The organism is Vibrio sp. YQ_11, from assembly GCF_043103065.1.
Lineage (GTDB): Bacteria > Pseudomonadota > Gammaproteobacteria > Enterobacterales > Vibrionaceae > Vibrio > Vibrio parahaemolyticus.
Map to the genome: position 1 here is coordinate 83,247 of NZ_JBICJM010000029.1, position 21,173 is coordinate 104,419.

Consider the following 21,173-nt stretch of genomic DNA (forward strand, 5'->3'; position numbering starts at 1 on the left):
GTCGACCGTAATTCATCTTGCACAGATGCTATCACCTGCCAAAAATAGGCGGAAAAGTGAAAAGGAAACTACTCGTGATGATTCGAATTTCTCGTTGTAACAGCTACAAAAAAAGATTGAGAGGGATGACATTGATCGAATTACTGATAGCCGTAACGATCGTCGGAATCATTGCAGCAATCGCCTACCCTTCTTATACCAATCATGTGATCAAGTCCCATAGAACGGTTGCCTTGAGCGATCTTAGTCGAATTCAACTGGAACTAGAGACATCTTATGATGGTGGGTATGACTGGAGTCATATTATTTCTGGTGGCGCCTGTACTCTATGTGATTCCGACACAGATCGATTTTCGTTCGATATTGCGAGCTCTGCAAGCACAGCCTACATCATTACAGCAACAGCAAAATCGGATCTTGGACAGGACGACGACGAGTGCTTGAATGGCACTACAACTATTACTTTAACGTCAACAAATGTTGAATCACCAAGTGCTTGCTGGAACTAAAAAACTACAAATGCAAAAAGGCCTGCGTTTCAGCAGGCCTTTGTTTTTGAGCTTTTAGTGAACTTATCTTAGCTGGTTAAATCATCAAAGAACTTCTTCACACCATTGAAGAAGCCTTCAGATTTTGGTTTGTGTTTAGTTGCAGCTTCACCGCCACAAGACTCTTCAAACTCTTTCAACAGTTCTTTTTGGCGAGAGCTTAAGTTAACTGGCGTTTCTACAACCAATTTAACGATCAAGTCACCAATACCACCGCCACGGACGCCTTTCACACCTTTACCGCGCATACGGAACATACGGCCAGTTTGTGTTTCTGACGGCACTTTTAGGCTTACTCGTCCATCAAGAGTTGGAACTTCAACTTCGCCGCCGAGTGCAGCCATAGCAAAGCTTACTGGCACTTCACAATAGAGGTTGTTGCCGTCACGCTCGAAAATGTGGTGCTCTTTCACGTGTACTTGTACGTATAGATCACCTGATGGTGCACCCATTTCTCCCGCTTCGCCTTCGCCAGATAGACGAATGCGATCGCCAGTATCCACGCCAGCTGGGATTTTAACGTTAAGTGTTTTCGTTTTTTGCTTGCGACCTTGACCATGACACTCATTACAAGGGTCTTTAATGATCTTACCTTTACCATGACAGGTAGGACAGGTTTGCTGAACAGCGAAGAAACCTTGACGCATTTGCACTTGGCCATGGCCATGACAAGTACCACATGTTTCCGCTGATGAGCCTTTCTTCGCACCGCTACCGTCACAAGAGTCACAGTGAACCAGTGTCGGAACTTCAATCTCTTTAGTTACACCACGAACGGCTTCTTCTAGCGTTAGTTCCATGTTGTAACGTAAGTCGGCACCACGTTGCGCACGATGACCACCGCCACCACGGCGACCGCCACCGAAGATATCGCCAAACACATCACCAAAGATGTCGCCGAAGTCAGCGCCGCCTCCACCAAAGCCGCCGCCGAAACCACCGCCACCTTGTTCAAAAGCAGCATGGCCATATTGGTCATAAGCCGCTTTTTTCTGAGAGTCGGTTAGAACTTCGTACGCTTCTTTTACTTCTTTAAACTTGTCCGCCGCAGACTCATCACCCTGGTTTCTGTCTGGGTGGAATTTCATCGCTAGGCGCTTGTACGCCTTTTTGATATCACGCTCTGAGGCATCACGGCTTACGCCTAATACTTCGTAAAAATCACGTTTTGACATGTTCTTCGTCACCAGTTAATTACTACAAACGGCATCGATTCACCGCTTGGTGTTTGTATCGTTCTAGGTAAGTGCACTTATTGCAAAATACTTAACTAGAAAGACAGCGTTTACAAACAGACGGGCGTAAGAGTCACCCCAAACGCCCGCACACCGAAGTCGTATCGACTCCAGATGGCTTTGCAGCCATCTGGTTAAGAAAGATTATTTCTTGTCGTCTTTAACTTCTTCGAACTCCGCATCTACAACGTCGTCATCTTTTGACTGTGCGCCAGCGTCAGCACCTTGTGCTTGTTGCGCTTGAGCTTGTTGTTGAGCGATTTCCATTAGTTTTTGAGCAGCAGTCATAAGAGCTTGAACTTTTGCGTCAATTGCTTCTTTGTCTTCGCCTTTACGTGCTTCTTCTAGCTCTGAGATAGCAGTTTCAATCTTCTCTTTCTCTTCAGCTGGAAGGGCGTCACCCGCTTCTTCCATTTGCTTACGAGTACCGTGAATCATTTGGTCTGCTTGGTTACGTGCAGTTGCTAGCTCTTCGAACTTTTTGTCCGCTTCTTTGTTAGCTTCTGCTTCTTGAACCATTTTCTCGATTTCGTCGTCGCTTAGACCACCAGAAGCTTGGATTGTGATCTTCTGCTCTTTACCAGTCTGCTTGTCTTTCGCTGATACGTGTAGAATACCATCCGCATCAAGGTCGAAAGTTACTTCGATTTGTGGCATACCACGTGGTGCAGGCTGGATGCCCTCTAGGTTAAATTGACCTAGAGACTTGTTGTACATCGCTTGCTTACGCTCACCTTGTAGAACGTGGATAGTTACCGCGCTCTGGTTGTCTTCTGCAGTAGAGAAAACTTGGTTCGCTTTAGTTGGGATAGTTGTGTTCTTCTCAACTAGCTTAGTCATTACGCCACCCATAGTCTCGATACCTAGAGACAGTGGAGTTACGTCTAGTAGTAGAACATCTTTAACTTCACCAGCAAGTACACCACCTTGAACTGCAGCACCCATTGCTACTGCTTCGTCAGGGTTCACGTCACGACGCGCTTCTTTACCGAAGAACTCAGCAACTTTCGCTTGAACCATTGGCATACGAGTCTGACCACCAACTAGGATTACGTCAGTGATGTCGTTTACTGATAGGTCAGCGTCAGCTAGAGCTACTTTTAGTGGCTCAAGAGAGCGTTGTACTAGGTCTTCAACTAGAGATTCTAGTTTCGCACGAGTCACTTTGATGTTCATGTGCTTAGGACCAGTTGCATCAGCAGTAACGTAAGGTAGGTTTACGTCTGTTTGAGAAGTAGAAGAAAGCTCAATTTTCGCTTTTTCTGCTGCTTCTTTAACACGCTGCATTGCTAGTGGATCGTTTTTAAGATCGATACCTTGCTCTTTCTTAAACTCGTCTACTAAGTAGTTGATAAGACGGTTATCAAAGTCTTCACCACCTAGGTGAGTATCACCATTAGTTGCTAGAACCTCGAATGTTTTTTCGCCTTCAACTTCATCGATTTCGATGATTGAAATATCGAATGTACCACCACCAAGGTCGTATACAGCGATAGTGCGGTCACCGCCTTTCTTGTCTAGGCCGTAAGCTAGCGCAGCTGCTGTTGGTTCGTTGATGATACGTTTAACTTCTAGACCTGCGATACGGCCAGCATCTTTCGTTGCTTGACGCTGTGCATCGTTAAAGTAAGCAGGTACTGTGATAACTGCGCCGGTTACTTCCTCACCTAGGAAGTCTTCAGCAGTTTTCTTCATTTTCTTAAGAACTTCAGCAGAAACCTGAGGAGCTGCCATTTTTTGGCCTTTCGCTTCTACCCAAGCGTCACCGTTGTCAGCCTTAACGATTTTGTAAGGCATGATTTCGATGTCACGCTGAACTTCTTCGTCTTCAAAACGACGACCAATTAGACGCTTAATTGCAAATAGCGTGTTAGTTGGGTTAGTTACTGCTTGACGTTTCGCAGGTTGACCTACTAGCGTCTCACCGTCAGTGTAAGCAATAACCGATGCAGTAGTACGTTCACCCTCTGCGTTTTCAATTACACGTGGTTTGTCGCCGTCTAGTACAGCAACACATGAGTTAGTAGTACCTAAGTCAATACCAATGATTTTACCCATCTGGCTATCTCCGAATAAATTCTATTTTCGTTTGGTTATAACCCCAATGTGGGGGGAGGAGAATCGGGTTTCAACCCTTGCTCACAAACAAAAATAATCAATGTTTGCTTCTCTATGCCACATAGATAAGGGCGTCAAAACGCTTTTCAAGGGCAGAATTGAAAAAAAGCGTATTTTTTATGAATTAATTGATTTCTTTCAAGCTTGTTGGGAATGCATCACATTCCAGCGACAACTTCCAAAGTAAACATGATGAAAAGCGGTTATTTTTCTGTGACATAAAAACAAGAAAGCGAGCTCATTCCGCTCGCTTTCTATATATGGATTCAACTCTATTGTTCAAGACTAGGCATTAGCTTGTGCAGGCTGCGCCTCTACTTCTTCTTGATTGCCAATCTCACCTTCTGTTTTGGCGACAATAGTGTTCACTGCGGTATCCCCTACCACGTTCGAAGAGGTACAGAACATATCGTTGATACGGTCAACCGCTGCAATGATAGCTAAACCTTCTGGTGGAAGACCCAATTGGTGAAGAAGCACACCAACCATCACCACACCACCACCTGGTACGCCACCAGCACCAATAGAAAGAAGAAGAATCGTCAGACCGAGTGTAAACACATCAGCGGTGTTAATTGGCTGGCCAAACGCGTTAGCAACGAAAATTGTTGCAAGCGCGATGTAAATAGATACACCTGACATGTTCATCGTCGCGCCTAGCGGTACACCAAAACCCGCAACTGATTTAGAAACTTGCAGTTTCTCTGTCAGAGTACGCATGGTTACAGGGATGGTTGCATTTGAACTTGCAGTAGATAGAGAAAATAGGATTTGTTCACGAGTTGCACGGAGAAACGCCTTTGGAGAAGTTCCAGTCGTAATGCCAACTGCCATTGGATAGAAGATGAAAATCCAGAACACAAGCATAGCCACGACAAGCGCAACGTAACCTGCAACAGACATCAATGTATTCGCATTTAAGGTTGCACCTAGTTGAATCATCAGAGCAAACACACCGTAAGGTGCTAGACTCATGACCAAACCAACCAGCTTCATCATGATCTCATTGGCCATCTTAAACGTGCGGATAGCAGGGCCACCACGAGAATCCAGAGCTTGAATGGCTAGACCTGTCAAAATAGCCATAAAGATAATTTGTAGCATGTCGCCGTTAGCAAAAGCTTGTACTGGATTGCTTGGTACAATGTTTACCACGAGCGAGAAAATATCTGGTGTTTCAGTTGTCGTCAGCTTGACGGTTTCAGAAACCGTACCCGCTAAGTTTGCACCAGCACCCGGTTGGAAAATTAAACCCACGGTCAACGCTGCTGCGATCGCAATGATGGTATTGAGAATGTAGAGAGTAAAAGTTTTCCCACCAAGACGACCAAAAGCACTAATGTCTTTCAAATCGACAATGCCGCACACGATTGAAACATACACAAGAGGCACAACCAAAAGCTTGATCAGCGAGACAAACATGCCGCCAACCCCTTCTGCCGTTCCAAGTAGGTAAGTATCAAAAATCGCAATACCACTAAATAAGTACTGAATAGCTGTGCCCAGCACAAGGCCGGCAAACAAGCCTATGAAAATCTTACTAGAAAGCGATTTATCCATTATAAATCTCCGATATGTTGTGTTTGCTATTTACATTTTTGTAGTTATATCTGCTTATTTCTAAAGCAGTGGTCGCAAATAATACATATCAAAGTTACAAAATAAAGCGATAATTTACATTTTTGTTAACAACAAAATTCAGCAAAACAAACTATGAATACATTCATATTCAGAACAAAGCTCACTTAGTCAAATGATAACAACCAGTTATCGGTTTAGGATTGTATAACTACGCAGTTGATAGAAAGAAAATTCCCTATAAGAAAAAATATCCTCAATAGGAAAAACTTTGAAAGGGATCAAATTTTAGATATCTATGGTTCAGCGAGACGGAGGGAGCACGCCTTTGTTTAAAACAAAAATGCCCATCACAAACGTGACAGGCATTTTGTATTTACTTTGCAGTGACTTGTGTCGTTATTTAGCAACCATAACCATTGCAGGACGAATCACACGGCCGTTTAACTCATAACCCTTCTGCATAACAAACATCACGGTGTTTGATTCATGATCTGGGCTTTCTTGAATAGACATTGCTTGGTGGAATTCAGGGTTGAACGTTTCGCCTTCAGGGTTGATTTCTTTCAAACCAAACTTAGCAACCACATCAACAAATGTCTTGTGAGTCAGCTCAACACCTTCAAGGATCGGCTTAATCACTTCGTTTTCTGTATCTGCCGCTTGAATCGCACGCTCTAGGTTATCGATAACAGGAAGCAGTTCTTCAGCGAACTTGTTAAGAGCGTATTTACGCGCTTTGTCGATTTCCTGTTCAGTACGACGACGCATATTTTCAACTTCAGCTTTTGCACGAAGCACTGCGTCTTGCTGATCTTTTACTTTAGTTTCGCTAGACAATAATGCCGCTTCTAGTTGAGCAATCTTAGCGTCTTTCTCGTCACCAATTTCTTCAAGTTCTGCTTCAGCTTCTTGAGCTGCAGCTTCTACTTTTTCAGCCTCTTCGATGATTTGATCAAGCTCTTCTTCTGTAACTTTGTTTTCTTCGTTGCTCATGATATCTCCAGAATTCAACGTAATGCCCTTAAAGCCATGCTCGTTTTGCGGGCTTTAACCACATAAAAATTCGCATATTTAGGTAACTTGCCATTATTATGGGGATGAAGATTCCTGATTCAAGCCTCTTTAATGCGGAAATGCTATGAAAAATCCATGTAACGTGATCGCGATTATCGGAAAACCAAGAGATCAACAAGCGATTCAGACTCATAAAGAGCTTTACGAATGGCTGACCTCAGAAGGTTACAAAGTGTTTATTGACGATCGCCTTGCAGCGATTTTGGACGAGATCCCGCAAAACCACTTCGCCAGCTTAGTTGAGTTGGGCAAAAACGCAGATCTTGCGATAGTTGTCGGTGGTGATGGCAACATGCTGGGCGCAGCGAGAATTTTATCGCGTTTTGACGTGCCTGTGATTGGCGTAAACCGTGGCAATCTAGGCTTTTTAACTGATTTAAACCCAGACGATTTCCAAGCGGCACTCAAAGCCGTACTTGCGGGAGAGTACATTGAAGAAGAGCGTTTCTTACTTGAGGCAGAAGTGCATCGTCATGGTCAAATAAAAAGTCATAACGCCGCTTTAAACGAAGCCGTGCTCCATCCTGGGCAAATCGCACATATGATTGAGTTTGAGGTGTACATTGATGAAAGCTTTGCCTTCTCTTTACGCGCCGATGGGTTGATTGTCTCCACACCAACAGGCTCGACAGCATACTCACTTTCTGGTGGTGGCCCTATTCTGTCACCAAGCCTGAATGCCATTTCACTGGTACCTATGTTCCCTCATACCTTATCTAGCCGACCGTTGGTGGTTGATGGCAAACGTAGAATCAAACTGATTGTGTCACCAGAAAATCGCGGTACACAAGAAGTAAGTTGTGATGGACAAGTGTCGCTGCCAGTTTCTCCCGGCGATGAGATCCACATTTATCAAAGCCCAAATGTGCTCAAACTCATCCATCCGAAAGACTACAGCTACTATCACGTATTAAGGAACAAACTCGGTTGGTCTAGTAAGTTATTCTAGCTTTCATGAACACGAATTTAAGCCAGTTGCTGATTGCTGCTGGCTTTTTTCTTTTTTGGGATAACACGTAAAGACTTACTAATAAGGCGACGCAATATATCCTGCCGTTAAAACGAAATTTATAAACTTTGATCCTGTGTGCAAAGTTTAACTTATTCCAGAAAAGCAAATTGAATGGAGTATGTCGGGTGATATTCTCACCATGAATAGAGTATTAACTCTATTTCATAAAATCAATAAAGGACATACTATGAAAAAAACTATCATTCTGTCTGTTCTCAGTACATTAGCACTGATTGGCTGCCAATCTGAAGATACTAAAGTGACAAACGTATCTAATGCGCGTGCGGACGACATTACACAAACCAAACGGGAACTTGCTCAACAACTGAGCGAAAACTATACGGCAATTGAGCCAATGTTGAGAAGAGATATTACTGCTCAACAAACCAATGTTCCTGTCTCCTCTTTCATTGAGCAAAACCCTACTGCAGAATTTAGCCAACAGCTCGTTGAAGCCGACGCTCAAATTCGTAGCTGGAAAGGAATTACTGAATTCTCAGATCAATTGCTAGAAGTGCGCTTAGCCAACGAAAAAATGCTAGGAGCATGGCTCAATGGCGACGTTGCACCACTCTTTGCCTTTGAACCAAGCGGTGATGATGAAAGCTGGCAATACATCGAAGCGTTTGACGTTTACGGGCAAATTCATCAACTTGATGTGTATCAGCTTCCTGACGTTCCCGTTCTAGTTGTCGATAACAACAGCTCTGCAGAGCTCAAAGCAGGCTTACAGGCGATGCAGGCAGAAATGAAAAAGCTGGGTCAGCCAGCTCTAATTCAGCCTTATTATTCAGAGAGTCAAAAACAATCTTCACCAACGCTACAAAGCGCAGCGACAAGTGATGTCGCTCCGATTCAAACAACTCAACTGAAGAAAATTCGCTTAGCGGATGACAAAGAACCGTGGATCTCTGGCAAAGCAGAGGTTTACGCCATCGTGACAGGTGTCAATCCAAGCCGCGACGAGCCGACAATTGATCTGGTAGAGCTTCCTTACTTGGATTACGACAACCAAGATTACTACCCAAATCAAATCATCATTCACTGGTCTCGCTACCGCTGGGGCGCTGCAGATATTGTTCTGATGGAGCAAGATGACGGCACAGACTACAAACAGCTGGCTAAACTATTGGTGCAAGTCGCTGAAGAAGTTCTGAAAGCCATCCCAGATCCGCAAGTTCAGGCATACGCAGTCATCCCACAAATCACAAACAAGATCATCGATGCAATTCCAGATGGTGTGCTTACCAACGATGATGACTTTGTTGACGTTTTCTACACGTTGATGCAAGACACGTCGTATGTCGATCACCCAGGAGCAAGTGTTAATGCTGTCGTGACACTAGAGCCACTGACGATCAATCCAACTCGCCCATAACCCTTTCAATTTCAATGAGTCGTTGTCGAGACTTCGACTCATTTTTCCCACCTCATCACAAAAAATAACCTGTTAGATAAAAATATTCCCGCTCATCTTTACTGTATAAAGAAACAGTATATACTGTTCTCATATACAGTATTGTTCAGTTATACAGGTAAATAAAAATGCTGGCTCATCTAAGTGTTAATAATTTTGCGATTGTTAAGTCTTTACAACTCGAGCTTTCTAAGGGCATGACCACCATTACAGGTGAAACAGGCGCTGGTAAATCTATTGCGATTGATGCGTTAGGTCTGTGCCTAGGCGGACGTGCCGATGCAGGTATGGTGCGTCAAGGTGAAGAGAAAACCGAAGTCAGTGCCGCCTTTTTACTGGACAACAACCTACATGCAACGCGTTGGCTAGAAGACAACGATCTGCTGGATGGCACTGAATGTATCTTGCGTCGCATCATAACTAAAGAAGGCCGTTCAAGAGCCTTCATCAACGGCAGCCCAGTACCACTTTCACAATTAAAATCTCTTGGGCAGCTGTTAATTAACATCCATGGACAACACGCGCATCATCAACTGATGAAAAGCGAATACCAAATGGCGATGTTGGACCAATATGCCGGACACTTAAATCTATTAAAGAGCACACGCAGTGCGTACCAACATTGGCGTCAGGCAGACAATAACCTCAAGCAACTCAAGGAAAATAGCCAGCAGAATCAGGCGCAAAAACAGTTGCTTGAATACCAAATCAAAGAACTGAATGAGTTATCGCTAGGTGAAGAAGAATTCGCAGAACTCGAGCAAGAGCACAAACGACTGTCCAATAGCGGTGAACTCGCCGCTACCTGTCAGCAAGCCCTCGAACTTATTTACGAAGGTGAAGAAGTCAATGCGCTTGGTATTTTGCAATCGGCCAATCACTCCCTAATTCAATTAGCGGAATTAGATGAGAAATTAGCCGAGCTACCAAATATGCTGGCTGACGCGATGATCCAGCTAGAAGAAACCAAAAACGAACTTCGTAACTACTTGGATGGCATCGATGTCGATCCAGGTCGTATGGCTTATGTCGAAGAGCGTTTTTCTAAAGTGATGTCGATGGCTCGTAAGCATCATGTTATGCCTGATGAGTTATACCAACATCACCAAGACCTTCTAGCACAAATCGAAGCATTGGATTGCTCTGATGAACGTCTGGATGAATTAGCTCAAGAAGTGGAACAGAAATACCAAAGCTTCCTGACTCAAGCGGAAAAGCTGCATAAATCACGCAGCCGTTACGCAAAAGAACTGAACAAGCTGATCACACAAAGCATGCACGAACTGAGCATGGAAAAAGCCGTCTTCAGTATTGAAGTAAACAACGAAAACACACATCCGTCGCCATTGGGGATGGACAGTGTGTGCTTCTTGGTCTCCACTAACCCGGGTCAACCTTTGCAACCAATTGCGAAAGTTGCGTCAGGTGGTGAGTTGTCCCGTATCTCGTTAGCGATCCAAGTGATCACTGCTCAAAAAGTAGACACGCCAAGTTTAATCTTCGATGAGGTGGACGTGGGTATTAGTGGCCCAACAGCTGCGGTAGTAGGCAAAATGCTACGCAAGCTTGGAGAATCGACTCAAGTCATGTGTGTCACACACTTACCGCAAGTAGCCGGTTGTGGCCACCAACAAATGTTTGTCGCAAAACACACCAAAGGCGGTCAAACGGAAACACAAATGCGCGCACTAGATGAAGAACAACGTGTGGCAGAACTGGCTCGTTTACTCGGTGGTAGCCAAATCACTGATTCAACATTAGCTAACGCGAAAGAGCTCCTTATCGCCGCCTAACCCTATGACACAGAGTCATCGGCAATCCAGTTGATGACTCTTTTCATATTAATCACTTCAGTGACTCGGCTAACGAAAACACTATTGGGCTCCCTATCACCCCTTAATATCTGCCAATAAATGCAACTCAACTCAAAATTCGTTGTCAGATTCCCTACCATGCGACGCATAGCTTTTTACATCTGCGTCGAGCTTGTTTATTATCAGCGCAGTATTTTAAAGGTTACTAAGAAATTATTATGCAATTAAAGAAGTGGTTAGTTGCCGTACCATTAGCAATGACATTGCTGACAGGATGTTCGGTATTGGAAAAACTGGTTTATCGTATTGATATCAACCAAGGCAACTATGTAGAACAAAGTGCGGTTGATAAATTAAAGTTTGGGATGACTAAAGCACAGGTTCGCTTCGTACTTGGATCGCCAATGCTTATCGAAAATGGCTATCCTAACACTTGGTATTATATCTACCATCACACGCCAGGGCACGGTGACCCAGTACAGAAAGATCTTGTCGTAAACTTTAATGACCAAGGAACGCTGGCCGATATCAGCGGTGACTTCCCGAAAAGTGACGCGTTTTACGAACAGATCCAATAAACCAATCCTGTCATTACATCGATTGGCATCATAAAACCTTTATGCAAAAAAACCTCCCACTTGGGAGGTTTTTTATCATCTAAAATATTGCTTATTCTGCTTACTTGCGCAGAGCATTTGGCTTACCACCAGTCACTGGATCGGCATTCCCAGCCGCTTTTGCTTGCTCTGCTCGCTTACGACGAATCTCTTTTGGATCTGCCAATAAAGGGCGATAGATTTCGATGCGGTCTTTATCACGTACGGTCGCGTCTAGTTTTACATTACGACTAAACACACCTACTTTGTTTTTCGCTAAATCAATTTCTGGATACAATTCCAAGACACCCGACTGACGAATGATCTCTTCAACCGTCGCGTGGTTATTCACAACTAAGTTAAACACGCGTTGCTCATGAGGCAATGCATACACGACCTCAACGTGAATCATGTCTGACTCAATACTCATAACACTCGTACACCTGTTTCGCGCGTTTGGTAAATGCATTAACCATATTGCTAGTTAGCTCGTTAAAAATCTTGCCGAACGCCATTTCAATCATTTTGCTCGAAAACTCAAACTCAAGCTTAAGTTCAACCTTACATGCCTGCTCATCCAACGCAGTAAAAATCCAACCACCTCGGAGCGTTTTAAACGGACCATCAACCAAGTTCATCATAATAGCTTGGCCAGGAATAAGCTCATTGGACGTAGTGAACGTTTTACTGATGCCCGCTTTCGCAACATCGACAGAAGCGACCATGCCATTACCCGAAGACTCAATAATTCGAGAGCCCGAACAACCAGGCAAAAATTCAGGGTATTTAGCAACATCATTGACCAGATTAAACATCTGTTCTGCACTAAAAGACACCAACGCAGAACGGCTGACTTGCTTCATACATACTCCTATCGATACATGTACAGATTTAAAGCTCGCGACAATTTTACTTTTATTCCACGATTGCGCAAATAAAAGGATTTCCTATCCGATATCCAACCCGTATAATGACGCCATTATGGCAAAGAAAAAATCAAAGCAAAAAGCGGGTAGTAACACTATCGCGCTGAACAAAAAAGCTCGCCACGAGTATTTCATTGAAGATGAAATCGAAGCTGGCTTGGAGCTCCAAGGTTGGGAAGTGAAAGCCCTTCGCCAAGGTAAAGCCAATATTTCTGAAAGTTACGTATTCATGCGTGACGGTGAAGCCTTTGTGAGTGGCATGACAATCACTCCTTTAAATCAGGCATCGACACACGTAGTGGCGAACCCTACTCGTGTGCGCAAACTACTTATGAGTCGTCGTGAACTTGATAACCTACTCGGTCGCATTAACCGTGAAGGTATGACACTTACGGCACTCTCTCTGTACTGGTCTCGCTCTTGGGTGAAGATAAAAATAGGTGTAGCAAAAGGTAAAAAGCTTCACGATAAACGTACAGATCTTAAAGAAAAAGACTGGGCAAGAGAAAAAGCACGCGTAATGAAGAGCGCACTGCGTTAATCTTGACCACTTAAACGCATAGTGCTGGACAGCTAAGTCTTTTCTGTTACTATGCGAATCATACCTTGGGGCTGATTTAGGATTCGACGGGAATTCAGAAGTCTGAGGTGCATGCCGAGGTGCGGTAGGCCTCGTTAACAAACCGCAAAAAAATAGTCGCAAACGACGAAAACTACGCACTAGCAGCTTAATACCCTGCTCAGAGCTCTCTCGCCCTAGCTTCCGCACGTAAGACGGGGAATAACGAGAGATCAAACCCAAACGCGCTAGCCCGGATTCTCCCGCCTGAGAGATGAACGGCGAATTATAATTCAGGATAGTCATTCATTAGCGTGTCGGTTCGCAGGTGGATGGTGAATTTAAAGATCGACTAAGCATGTAGTACCAATGATGAAAGGTTTTCGGACGCGGGTTCAACTCCCGCCAGCTCCACCAATCACTAGTAACGGGACGTCTCAGGACGTCCCGTTTTCTTTTCTAACCCCTTGTCCTATCTAGCTTTAAGTGGTTCAGGGCGTCTCATCGAGATTCACTTAATCTCAGTCATTTAGTAACATTCTGCGTAACACTAACCAATAACAACACAAATTGGTGTTACATCAGAAAGGAACTATTAAAATGGCTAAGCAAATCAAGCCTTTATCACCAACTCAAGTAACCAAAGCTAAGCCCTTAGAGAAAGAGTATTCGCTTGCAGATGGCAATGGTCTGTACTTACGTATAAAGCCGAATGGCGCAAAACTTTGGATTTTCAACTACATCCATCCAACTACTAAAAAACGTAAGAACATCAGCCTCGGCGCATTTCCTGATATCACTCTCGCATCTGCGAGAGAAAAAACAAGAGAGATGCGCCAGCAAGTCGCTGAAGGCATTGATCCAAAAACCCACAGAGATAACCAACTCATTACCGCACAGATAGCTCAGTCATCAACTCTTAAATCCGTTGCCGAAGAATGGTTTGAAGTAAAAAAGCATGACGTTTCCGAAGACTATGCCAGCGATATCTGGCGCTCTCTGGAGCTACATATCTTTCCTAACCTCGGTAACATGCCGATAAGTGAATTAACTGCCCCGATAGTGATTCAAGTCTTACGGCCTGTGGAAGCAAAGGGCGCATTAGAGACAGTTAAACGAGTATGTCAGCGAATAAATGAAGTGATGAACTACGCGGTGAATTGCGGAAAGATTCAGTCCAACCCACTATTCGGGATAAAGCATGCTTTTAAAAAGTCGAAAGCTGATCACATGAGTACTATCAGCCCAGACGAACTTCATCTTCTTATGCAAGCGATGTCGTTAGCCAATATCAAGCTTGCCACCCGCTGCGCTTTTGAATTCCAACTCCACACCTTGACCCGTCCTGTTGAATGTGCCGCTGCAGAATGGAGTGAAATTGATTTCGAAAACAAACTTTGGGTCATTAGCAAGGATAAAATGAAAATGAAGCGCGACCACAAAATCCCTCTTTCAGATGCTTCTATTCAGCTTTTAAACTTTATGAAGCCCATCTCCTACGGACAACGCTATGTCTTCCCCAGTTCAACATCAGTTGATCAGCACATGAACAGCCAGAGCGTCAACGCCGCACTAAAACGTGCTGGGATGAAAGGAAAGCTAGTAAGTCACGGTATGCGTTCCATTGGCAGTACAGCGCTCAACGAACAGGGCTTTAACAAAGATGCTATTGAGCTGTGTCTAGCACACGTAGACAAGAACACGATTCGTGACATCTACAACAATGCTGAATACTTGGAAGAACGTCGCAAGATAATGGAATGGTGGAGCAATTTCATACTTGATGCTTCTAAAAACGCCAATACTATAGCAAAACCAAAAATTTAAGTGACAAATATCACAGTTTTAGTGAGGTGTGGGTGATTTTGTATTGACGATGAGAATCATCCACATTATTTTAAATCGCGTCTAAATATTTAATTTTTACATAGGAAACAGACATTTAAAGTCCGCTCCGCGGCAACAGCCTTATGCTCGTTAAACTTCGGTTTAACTATTTTTGATTGTTTTAGCACTAACTTAACTTTCTGAGTCTTTTTTAAAGACTTATTTATTTTATTACATACACAACACCTTCCCTCCTGTTGCGAAGGGTGAGGCTGTTACCAACATAAAGGTTTCAGTCCTAGGTTATTATTGCTTTGCTGAAGTTAAATTTCAGTGGATCAGTGTAAGTATTAGAATATGAAGGCGGTGCTAGACATGAATTAACATAGGTTATCGTTATGTCTGTAAATACAACTCCTCTTCTAAAAATCGTACGTAAATCTGACGTTCTACAACGCGTACCCTTCTCAAGAGCGACTCTCCATCGCAAAATCAATGATGGAACTTTCCCACCGTCAATTCCTTTAGGCGCAAACTCTGTTGGTTTCTTGTCTCATGAGGTCGATGCAATTATCGCAGCCATGGCACTAGGCAAAGATCTACAGCAAACCGTTTCTCATCTTGTTGAGCAAAGACAGTCTCTTTTCGACAACAGTCTCTATGCACTAGCCGCATAACTAAAAAATCTCACTAAGCACAAATAAATCAATCGTTTACTGCATGCTTTAGCATGCTGGTAAAAGTGCAGAATTTTTTAGTTATATATATTATCTAGAAATTTTGCACTTTTACGTTCAAGCAGGAATTAGAATAAATGAACGTCATCGCGCAATCTCAAGCTACAGAACACACTCTACTTCAAACCTCAAAAGCTAAGTCAGTTTTCATTATGCTCGACCCGTGCCTTCAGCATCGCTCGAATGATCATCGAGTCGTTGCTCTACGCAACGACAGAAGCAATGCGATGGATGTCGTCCGATATTATCTAGATGCTGGCTATACGATTACATTAGTCGCCGATTCAAAGCTGTTCCCGACTCAAACGGCTAGATTAATGAAAAGCAACTACTGTGGAAATCGTGTTCCAATGTTAGATAGCGCGACAGGGATTTACTACAGCTTAGAGAACTTTAGAAGCACTGTGACTTATCTAACCCTTTGCAACTCTCTATCACCGTGCAAAGAGACATCGCAGTGGCTTTCCAGACAATTGATTCGTACTGTTCCGCTTACAAACAGCACAACCGAGGCATGTGTTAACACCTTTCTGTCAGATTTACAGGGCGTTCAGAGTATTGAGTTATTGAGAGCTGCACTTGATGAGCAACTCGAACAGAATCGCAATAGAGTGAGAAAATTCATGTCTCCAACTCTTCAAACTAAGACCATCACCGTTGATTCATTGCGCTCTCCGCTGTGCTCACAGCTTATCAACGACAGCAAAACTCTTGCAGTAAGAGCGGCAACAGGCACAGGGAAGACCAAGCATCTATTTGGTCCATTAGCGAAAGCGGCTCGAAGCAAAAACAAGAAGATCGTTTACCTGTCTTACCTGACTGCACTGGTCGAACAATACTGCAATGACAATCTCGCAGTCAGCTACAACCAAGATTTATGCGAGCTAGAAAAGGCGGATGCGATGGGGGTTGTTGTAAACAGCATTTGGAAATCTCATATTCGCTCTGTGCTTAATCAGGCGGATATTCTTATCATTGATGAGTTCGAAAAAGTACTGACGACTGTCGTATGTTCTGAACCAAGTAAACAGTTGCCAAAGCAACAAGTTTTTGAAAGCTTGTCAGAAGCCATTCGTAATGTCCCACAATTGATTGTGGGTGATGCTGATCTTTCAGACATCAGCTTGGGTTATATCAAAGAGTTAAGAAGCGAAGTGACACTATTGGATTGTAAAGAAAATCCGTACTCTTCAATCAAAGCTGTGATCACAGATAAAAACCAGTACCTCTCCAACGTTTATCTCAAAGAGCAGCTTACTAAGAAAGATAAAGTATTCCTGTTTGACTCTCTCGTCACACTTCGCCAGGTAACCCAATCACTGGGCTATAAAGATTCTAATAGGCTAGATTGTGAAGAAGAAGCACTAAAAGACGGGGTCTTAATTATTCACGCTCACAATAAAGACATGCCTGCTCAAAAAGCCTTTTTGGAGAATCCAAACGAAGAGATTAAGAAGTATAACGCAATCATGGCATCTCCTTGCTTAAGTTCAGGCTTTTCAATTACTACGCACTTTACTAACAAGGTTGTGGTTTTCTGCGATAAGACACTAACACCGTTAGAGCTGATTAATTTCGCACGTCGATTTCGTACAGCAAAACAAATTTGGTTTGCCGTTGATGCATACAAAGATTTCATTACGCCACATGCCAAAGAGACGACGTACAAACCAACAGTCCATGTCCAGCCAACTGACAAGTTGAACATTGCATTCAACAACGTTAAAAAGCGCTTCTTCGCTCCTTTAGCCTTACATTTACATTTAACGTTGGAAGAACTCGGTTTTATGACTACATCGGCCCCATCCTCTTTTACAGCACAACTGTTTGCTCAAAAGAGTGCTACTCTGGCAGCCAAAGCGTACAAAGAGTTAGAAGTGCAAGCGATTGTATCCTCACCTGATTTAACTCAAGAACAAGCTTCCTGGTTATGGACTAAAGACAGAAGGACGTCTTCTGATAACGCTTCTTTAACTAAGTTTCAGATCAAACGGGATTACGGAGTGAAAAAAGTTACAGAAGATGACGTTAACTTCCACTTCAAGTTCTTAGCCAATCGAAGTGTGTTTGATTCATTCCCGTTCGTGAATCGCTCTAGTGACAAAGTGGAAATCGAAGACAAGCACCATTCTGCCGCGATGTTCATCTATGACAATATTTTGAGAAAGTATGGGTTTTCTGTCGAACGCGACGCTTTTTGGATTCACAAAGACGATGTTCGCCAGATTGTAAAAGCCTGCTATTTGAAGCAAGAGGTATTAAACTGGGCTTTTAAAGATGGCTTACACATTACCAAGCCTCTTCATCAGGAGGCAAAACCAAACAAGGCGACGTCATACCTTAAAAGACTCTTAAACTCATTGGGCTTCGAAGTTGGGACATTCCGCAGCAGTAGCAAAAAAGCAAAAGTAGAGATGCATAAAAACGCTCGTAATTATGCTTGCTTTAATTCAGCCCCATCCGAAACTACCAAGTCCGCAGCCTAACAGCCAACACCGCCCTGCTACCACGACACTCATAAGGTAGCAGGGAGTATCCCCTATCAAATCATAATCTTACCACATCGCTCAATTCCTGAATCTAAAGCCTCTCAATCAACGCTTGTTGCGTTATAATGCCCATAATTTTGTTCTTCGCTCAAACCAAGATTCTGAGCGAGCCGTGAACGTTTAAGAGATTCTTATGACAACCAATACCGCAGTAGAAAAAATCAACCTTGAAGAGCTAAAAACATGGCTTTGGGGTAGCGCAAACATCATGCGTGGCACCGTAGATAGCTCAGACTTCAAAAACTATATCTTTGGTCTCCTGTTCTTAAAACGTCTTTCAGACGTATTTGACGAGCGTGTAGAAGCCGTGATGGAAGAAGAAGGTTGCAACGCTGAAGAAGCAATGGCGCTCATTCAGGAAGATAACCCAGAGCAATTCGTTCCTGTGTATGCACGTTGGAACAAGCTGATCGAAAGAACGGAAAATATTGGTGAGTACATTGATGAAGCCTTTGCTGAAATCGAACATCAAAACCCATCACTAGAAAAAGTGCTTACGGCTATTCAGTTTGGTGATAAAGAGAAGCTCAGCAATGAGCTACTGACTCGCCTGCTCCGCCACTTTAACCAACACAAGCTAGGCAATAAAAACCTCTACAAAGCCGACCTACTTGGTGATGCATACGAGTATTTGATTGGTAAATTTGCTGATGATGCAGGCAAGAAAGGGGGCGAGTTCTACACCCCTCACGAAGTGGTAGAGCTTATTGTTAAGCTGATTGACCCACAACCAGGTCATGAGATTTACGATTTGACCTGTGGATGTGGCGGCATGTTGGTTGAATCCGCTCGTCACATTAAAGAAAACTACGAGAATGGCACCATCATGGGTAAACCTAACTGTAAACTTTACGGTCAGGAGAAGAACCTAGGAACATGGGCAATTGCCAAACTCAACATGTTCCTGCACAACCTAGATGGTGACATCAAGCGCGGCGATACTCTCGTAAACCCATTACATAAAGATGGCGAAGGCCTTCAAACGTTCGACCGTGTGATTGCCAACCCACCTTTCTCTCAATCAAAGTGGTGGGAACCACTAGAACTCAATGACGGTAAAATCATTGATGGAAAAAGTGGTAAAGAGAGAAACGTGAAATACAGCACTGACCTTAAAGATCCTTATGGTCGTTTTGGTCTTGGCGTTGCACCGCGAACAAAAGCAGATCTAGCCTTTGTTCAGCATATGATTGCCTCAACGAAAGATGATGGTCGTATCGGCGTTGTCGTCCCTCACGGTGTACTTTTCCGTGAAGGTGATGAGGGTAAAATTCGTAAAGGTATGCTTATCGGCAACGATGAATTTAAAGGTGACTTGATCGAAGGTGTAGTTGGTTTGCCGCCAGCACTTTTCTTCAACACAGGCATTGCGGCTGCGGTATTGATCATCAATAAAGACAAACCTGCTGCACTGAGGAACAAGGTTATTTTCGTTGATGCTTCCGCCGAGTTTGGCGAAGGTAAAGCGATGAACTTCCTTCGCGAAGTAGATATCAAGCGCATCACAACTGAGTACAGCAAAGCGAAACAAACTTTAGTTGATGCGGGAGAGAAAACGGAGGATAAACTTTCGGAGCTACTAGATTCTGTCTCGGTTGATAAATATCTACGCGTAGTCGATATCGCTGAAATCAAGCAGAATGACTTTAACCTCAATATCAGCCGCTATATCGATACATCAGAAGAAGAAGACAAAATCAACGTCGCAGATGTTTGGAAAAATCTTTCTAGAATTGAGCAAGAACTAATTCAAACCGATAAAAAGCTATCTTCTTACTTAAGCTTACTAAAAGAGGTTTAAGGTTATGAGCATTTGGATTGAAACAAAGCTTAAAGAGTCAGAGATCGGTAAAATCCCATTAGATTGGTCATGCACTACTCTAAACAAAATCGCGGATATTAACCCTAAACCAATAAAACTTGATTCTGATGATATTGAGGTTAGTTTTGTTGGCATGGCAGACGTTTCTGAATCCGCAAAACTGATGAACACAACGAATCGTCTATATGGCGAAGTTAAAAAAGGGTTTACCTCTTTTCAAGATAATGATGTTCTCGTTGCTAAAATCACACCTTGTTTCGAAAATGGTAAAGGGGCGTTAGTTTCCAACTTAACAAATGGTATTGGCTTTGGTAGTACCGAGTTTCATGTAATTAGAGCAAAAGAGCAGAAGGGATGCCCTGAGTTCATTCATCACATCACGACGACTCATAACTTTAGAGTCAAAGGTGAAATGAATATGACAGGTACAGCAGGACAAAAACGTGTTGGTAAAGATTTCATTGCGTCTTATCTTATCGCTTGTCCACCCTTCGTAGAACAACAAAAAATCGCGGAAGTTCTTTCAACAGTTGATAAGAAAATCGACCTTATCGACCAAAAAATTGCAGAAACCGAAAAGCTCAAAACAGGCTTAATGCAAAAGCTGTTTTCAGAGGGTATAGGTGTTCAAGACGAGAATGGGGACTGGCAACCACATGCTAAGTTTCAAGACTCTCCATTTGGGACGATTCCTGCCATTTGGAATCTCAACAAACTCAGCACTTATTGCTCTATAGTTGCGGGGGTATCGCCTTCGAAATTAAACCTGAATGAGAGTGAGGGATACCCATTCTTCAAAGTAGAAGAGTTCAACTATTCGAAGAAGCTACTAACAAAGTCCAGAAACTACGTAAGTAATCAAGCATCTTGCCATACAGGAGAGTTTCTACTTTTACCGAAACGAGGAGCAGCAATCTTCCTAAATAAGCTAAGATTGGCTAAAGGAACTTTCCAGATTGATACAAACGTTATGGGAATCAGCTTCGATAAAGAAGTCGCGAATCTAGACTTTATGCTTTATCGCCTACTTTTTGAAAGACTTGAATCTATAGCTGACGTATCCACAATTCCGCAAATAAACAATAAACACATAAATCCGTATATTATCCCTTTGCCTCCTTTGGGTGAGCAACAGAAAATTGCTCAAATAATCTCTACTGTTTTTGAGAAAATAGACCTATTGGAACAGCAAAAAGCCGAAACGCAGCAATTAAAAAAAGGCTTAATGCAGAAGCTACTTACGGGCGAATGGCGAGTTCCTGTTGAGGAAACTGAAGCGGCTTAGCTATCGCATCTATGATGCCTTCAAGTAAAGGCATCTAAAAGGTATGATTTAAATAAACAATAAAAAATGAATA

General features: G+C 43.2%; 17 protein-coding genes and 1 other RNA gene. 12 read left to right on the plus strand and 6 right to left on the minus strand.

The genetic code is table 11. From position 1 onward, the window contains the following. Positions 1-77 precede the first annotated feature (77 nt). Positions 78-509, plus strand: a complete 432-nt coding sequence (locus ACF8EG_RS12175; protein WP_024700118.1) for a type IV pilin protein — start codon at positions 78-80, stop codon at positions 507-509. A gap of 68 nt (positions 510-577) precedes the next feature. Here the strand turns inward: ACF8EG_RS12175 and dnaJ are convergent, their stop codons facing one another. From dnaJ to grpE, 4 genes are all read right to left on the minus strand, one after another. Further along, complete coding sequence (gene dnaJ / locus ACF8EG_RS12180; RefSeq protein ID WP_005482993.1) at positions 578-1,723, minus strand: molecular chaperone DnaJ; 1,146 nt, start codon at positions 1,721-1,723, stop codon at positions 578-580. A gap of 204 nt (positions 1,724-1,927) precedes the next feature. Beyond that, positions 1,928-3,841 (minus strand): molecular chaperone DnaK, encoded by a 1,914-nt coding sequence (dnaK, locus tag ACF8EG_RS12185; RefSeq protein WP_005455943.1) that lies wholly within the window; start codon positions 3,839-3,841, stop codon positions 1,928-1,930. A 345-nt stretch (positions 3,842-4,186) separates the two neighbouring features. Beyond that, positions 4,187-5,461 carry a dicarboxylate/amino acid:cation symporter gene (locus tag ACF8EG_RS12190; RefSeq protein WP_017448814.1) on the minus strand — a complete coding sequence of 425 codons (1,275 nt, stop codon included), beginning with the start codon at positions 5,459-5,461 and terminating at the stop codon, positions 4,187-4,189. Positions 5,462-5,878: 417 nt separating this feature from the next. Further along, positions 5,879-6,475 (minus strand): nucleotide exchange factor GrpE, encoded by a 597-nt coding sequence (gene grpE / locus ACF8EG_RS12195; protein WP_005455958.1) that lies wholly within the window; start codon positions 6,473-6,475, stop codon positions 5,879-5,881. Positions 6,476-6,620: 145 nt separating this feature from the next. Between grpE and nadK the strand changes: the two genes are divergently transcribed. From nadK to bamE, 4 genes are all read left to right on the plus strand, one after another. Continuing rightward, positions 6,621-7,505 (plus strand): NAD(+) kinase, encoded by an 885-nt coding sequence (nadK, locus tag ACF8EG_RS12200; protein WP_005455932.1) that lies wholly within the window; start codon positions 6,621-6,623, stop codon positions 7,503-7,505. Positions 7,506-7,755: 250 nt separating this feature from the next. Continuing rightward, positions 7,756-8,946, plus strand: coding sequence for a DUF3103 domain-containing protein (locus ACF8EG_RS12205; RefSeq protein WP_005483024.1), 1,191 nt, complete (start codon positions 7,756-7,758; stop codon positions 8,944-8,946). Between the two features lie 167 nt (positions 8,947-9,113). Further along, the gene (recN, locus tag ACF8EG_RS12210) at positions 9,114-10,778 is read left to right on the plus strand and encodes a DNA repair protein RecN (protein ID WP_069506771.1); all 1,665 of its coding nucleotides are present in this window, start codon (positions 9,114-9,116) and stop codon (positions 10,776-10,778) included. 239 nt (positions 10,779-11,017) lie between these two features. Next, positions 11,018-11,377: an outer membrane protein assembly factor BamE gene (bamE, locus tag ACF8EG_RS12215; RefSeq protein WP_005455981.1), complete on the plus strand. Its 360-nt coding sequence runs from the start codon at positions 11,018-11,020 to the stop codon at positions 11,375-11,377. A 100-nt stretch (positions 11,378-11,477) separates the two neighbouring features. Here bamE and ACF8EG_RS12220 read toward each other — a convergent pair whose 3' ends face one another. Both ACF8EG_RS12220 and ACF8EG_RS12225 read right to left on the minus strand, forming a co-directional pair. After that, entirely contained in the window at positions 11,478-11,825 is a 348-nt protein-coding gene (locus ACF8EG_RS12220; RefSeq protein WP_005456005.1) for an RnfH family protein, read from the minus strand. Beyond that, entirely contained in the window at positions 11,815-12,258 is a 444-nt protein-coding gene (locus ACF8EG_RS12225; protein WP_005381641.1) for an SRPBCC family protein, read from the minus strand. Before ACF8EG_RS12225 ends, ACF8EG_RS12220 begins: the two co-directional genes overlap by 11 nt. A gap of 118 nt (positions 12,259-12,376) precedes the next feature. Between ACF8EG_RS12225 and smpB the strand changes: the two genes are divergently transcribed. The 7 genes from smpB (at position 12,377) to ACF8EG_RS12260 (ending at position 21,100) form a co-directional block, all read left to right on the plus strand. Next, on the plus strand, positions 12,377-12,862 hold the full coding sequence (gene smpB / locus ACF8EG_RS12230; protein ID WP_005455975.1) for an SsrA-binding protein SmpB: 486 nt from the start codon (positions 12,377-12,379) through the stop codon (positions 12,860-12,862). A 67-nt stretch (positions 12,863-12,929) separates the two neighbouring features. Further along, positions 12,930-13,297: a transfer-messenger RNA gene (ssrA, locus tag ACF8EG_RS12235) on the plus strand. 183 nt (positions 13,298-13,480) lie between these two features. Further along, positions 13,481-14,707: an integrase domain-containing protein gene (locus ACF8EG_RS12240; protein ID WP_254413637.1), complete on the plus strand. Its 1,227-nt coding sequence runs from the start codon at positions 13,481-13,483 to the stop codon at positions 14,705-14,707. A gap of 398 nt (positions 14,708-15,105) precedes the next feature. Further along, positions 15,106-15,384, plus strand: coding sequence for an AlpA family transcriptional regulator (locus tag ACF8EG_RS12245; RefSeq protein ID WP_000115789.1), 279 nt, complete (start codon positions 15,106-15,108; stop codon positions 15,382-15,384). A gap of 137 nt (positions 15,385-15,521) precedes the next feature. After that, on the plus strand, positions 15,522-17,930 hold the full coding sequence (locus ACF8EG_RS12250; protein WP_392419467.1) for a hypothetical protein: 2,409 nt from the start codon (positions 15,522-15,524) through the stop codon (positions 17,928-17,930). 196 nt (positions 17,931-18,126) lie between these two features. Next, positions 18,127-19,794, plus strand: a complete 1,668-nt coding sequence (locus ACF8EG_RS12255; RefSeq protein WP_392419468.1) for an N-6 DNA methylase — start codon at positions 18,127-18,129, stop codon at positions 19,792-19,794. 4 nt (positions 19,795-19,798) lie between these two features. Next, positions 19,799-21,100 carry a restriction endonuclease subunit S gene (locus tag ACF8EG_RS12260; RefSeq protein WP_392419470.1) on the plus strand — a complete coding sequence of 434 codons (1,302 nt, stop codon included), beginning with the start codon at positions 19,799-19,801 and terminating at the stop codon, positions 21,098-21,100. The last annotated feature ends 73 nt before the right edge of the window (positions 21,101-21,173 follow it).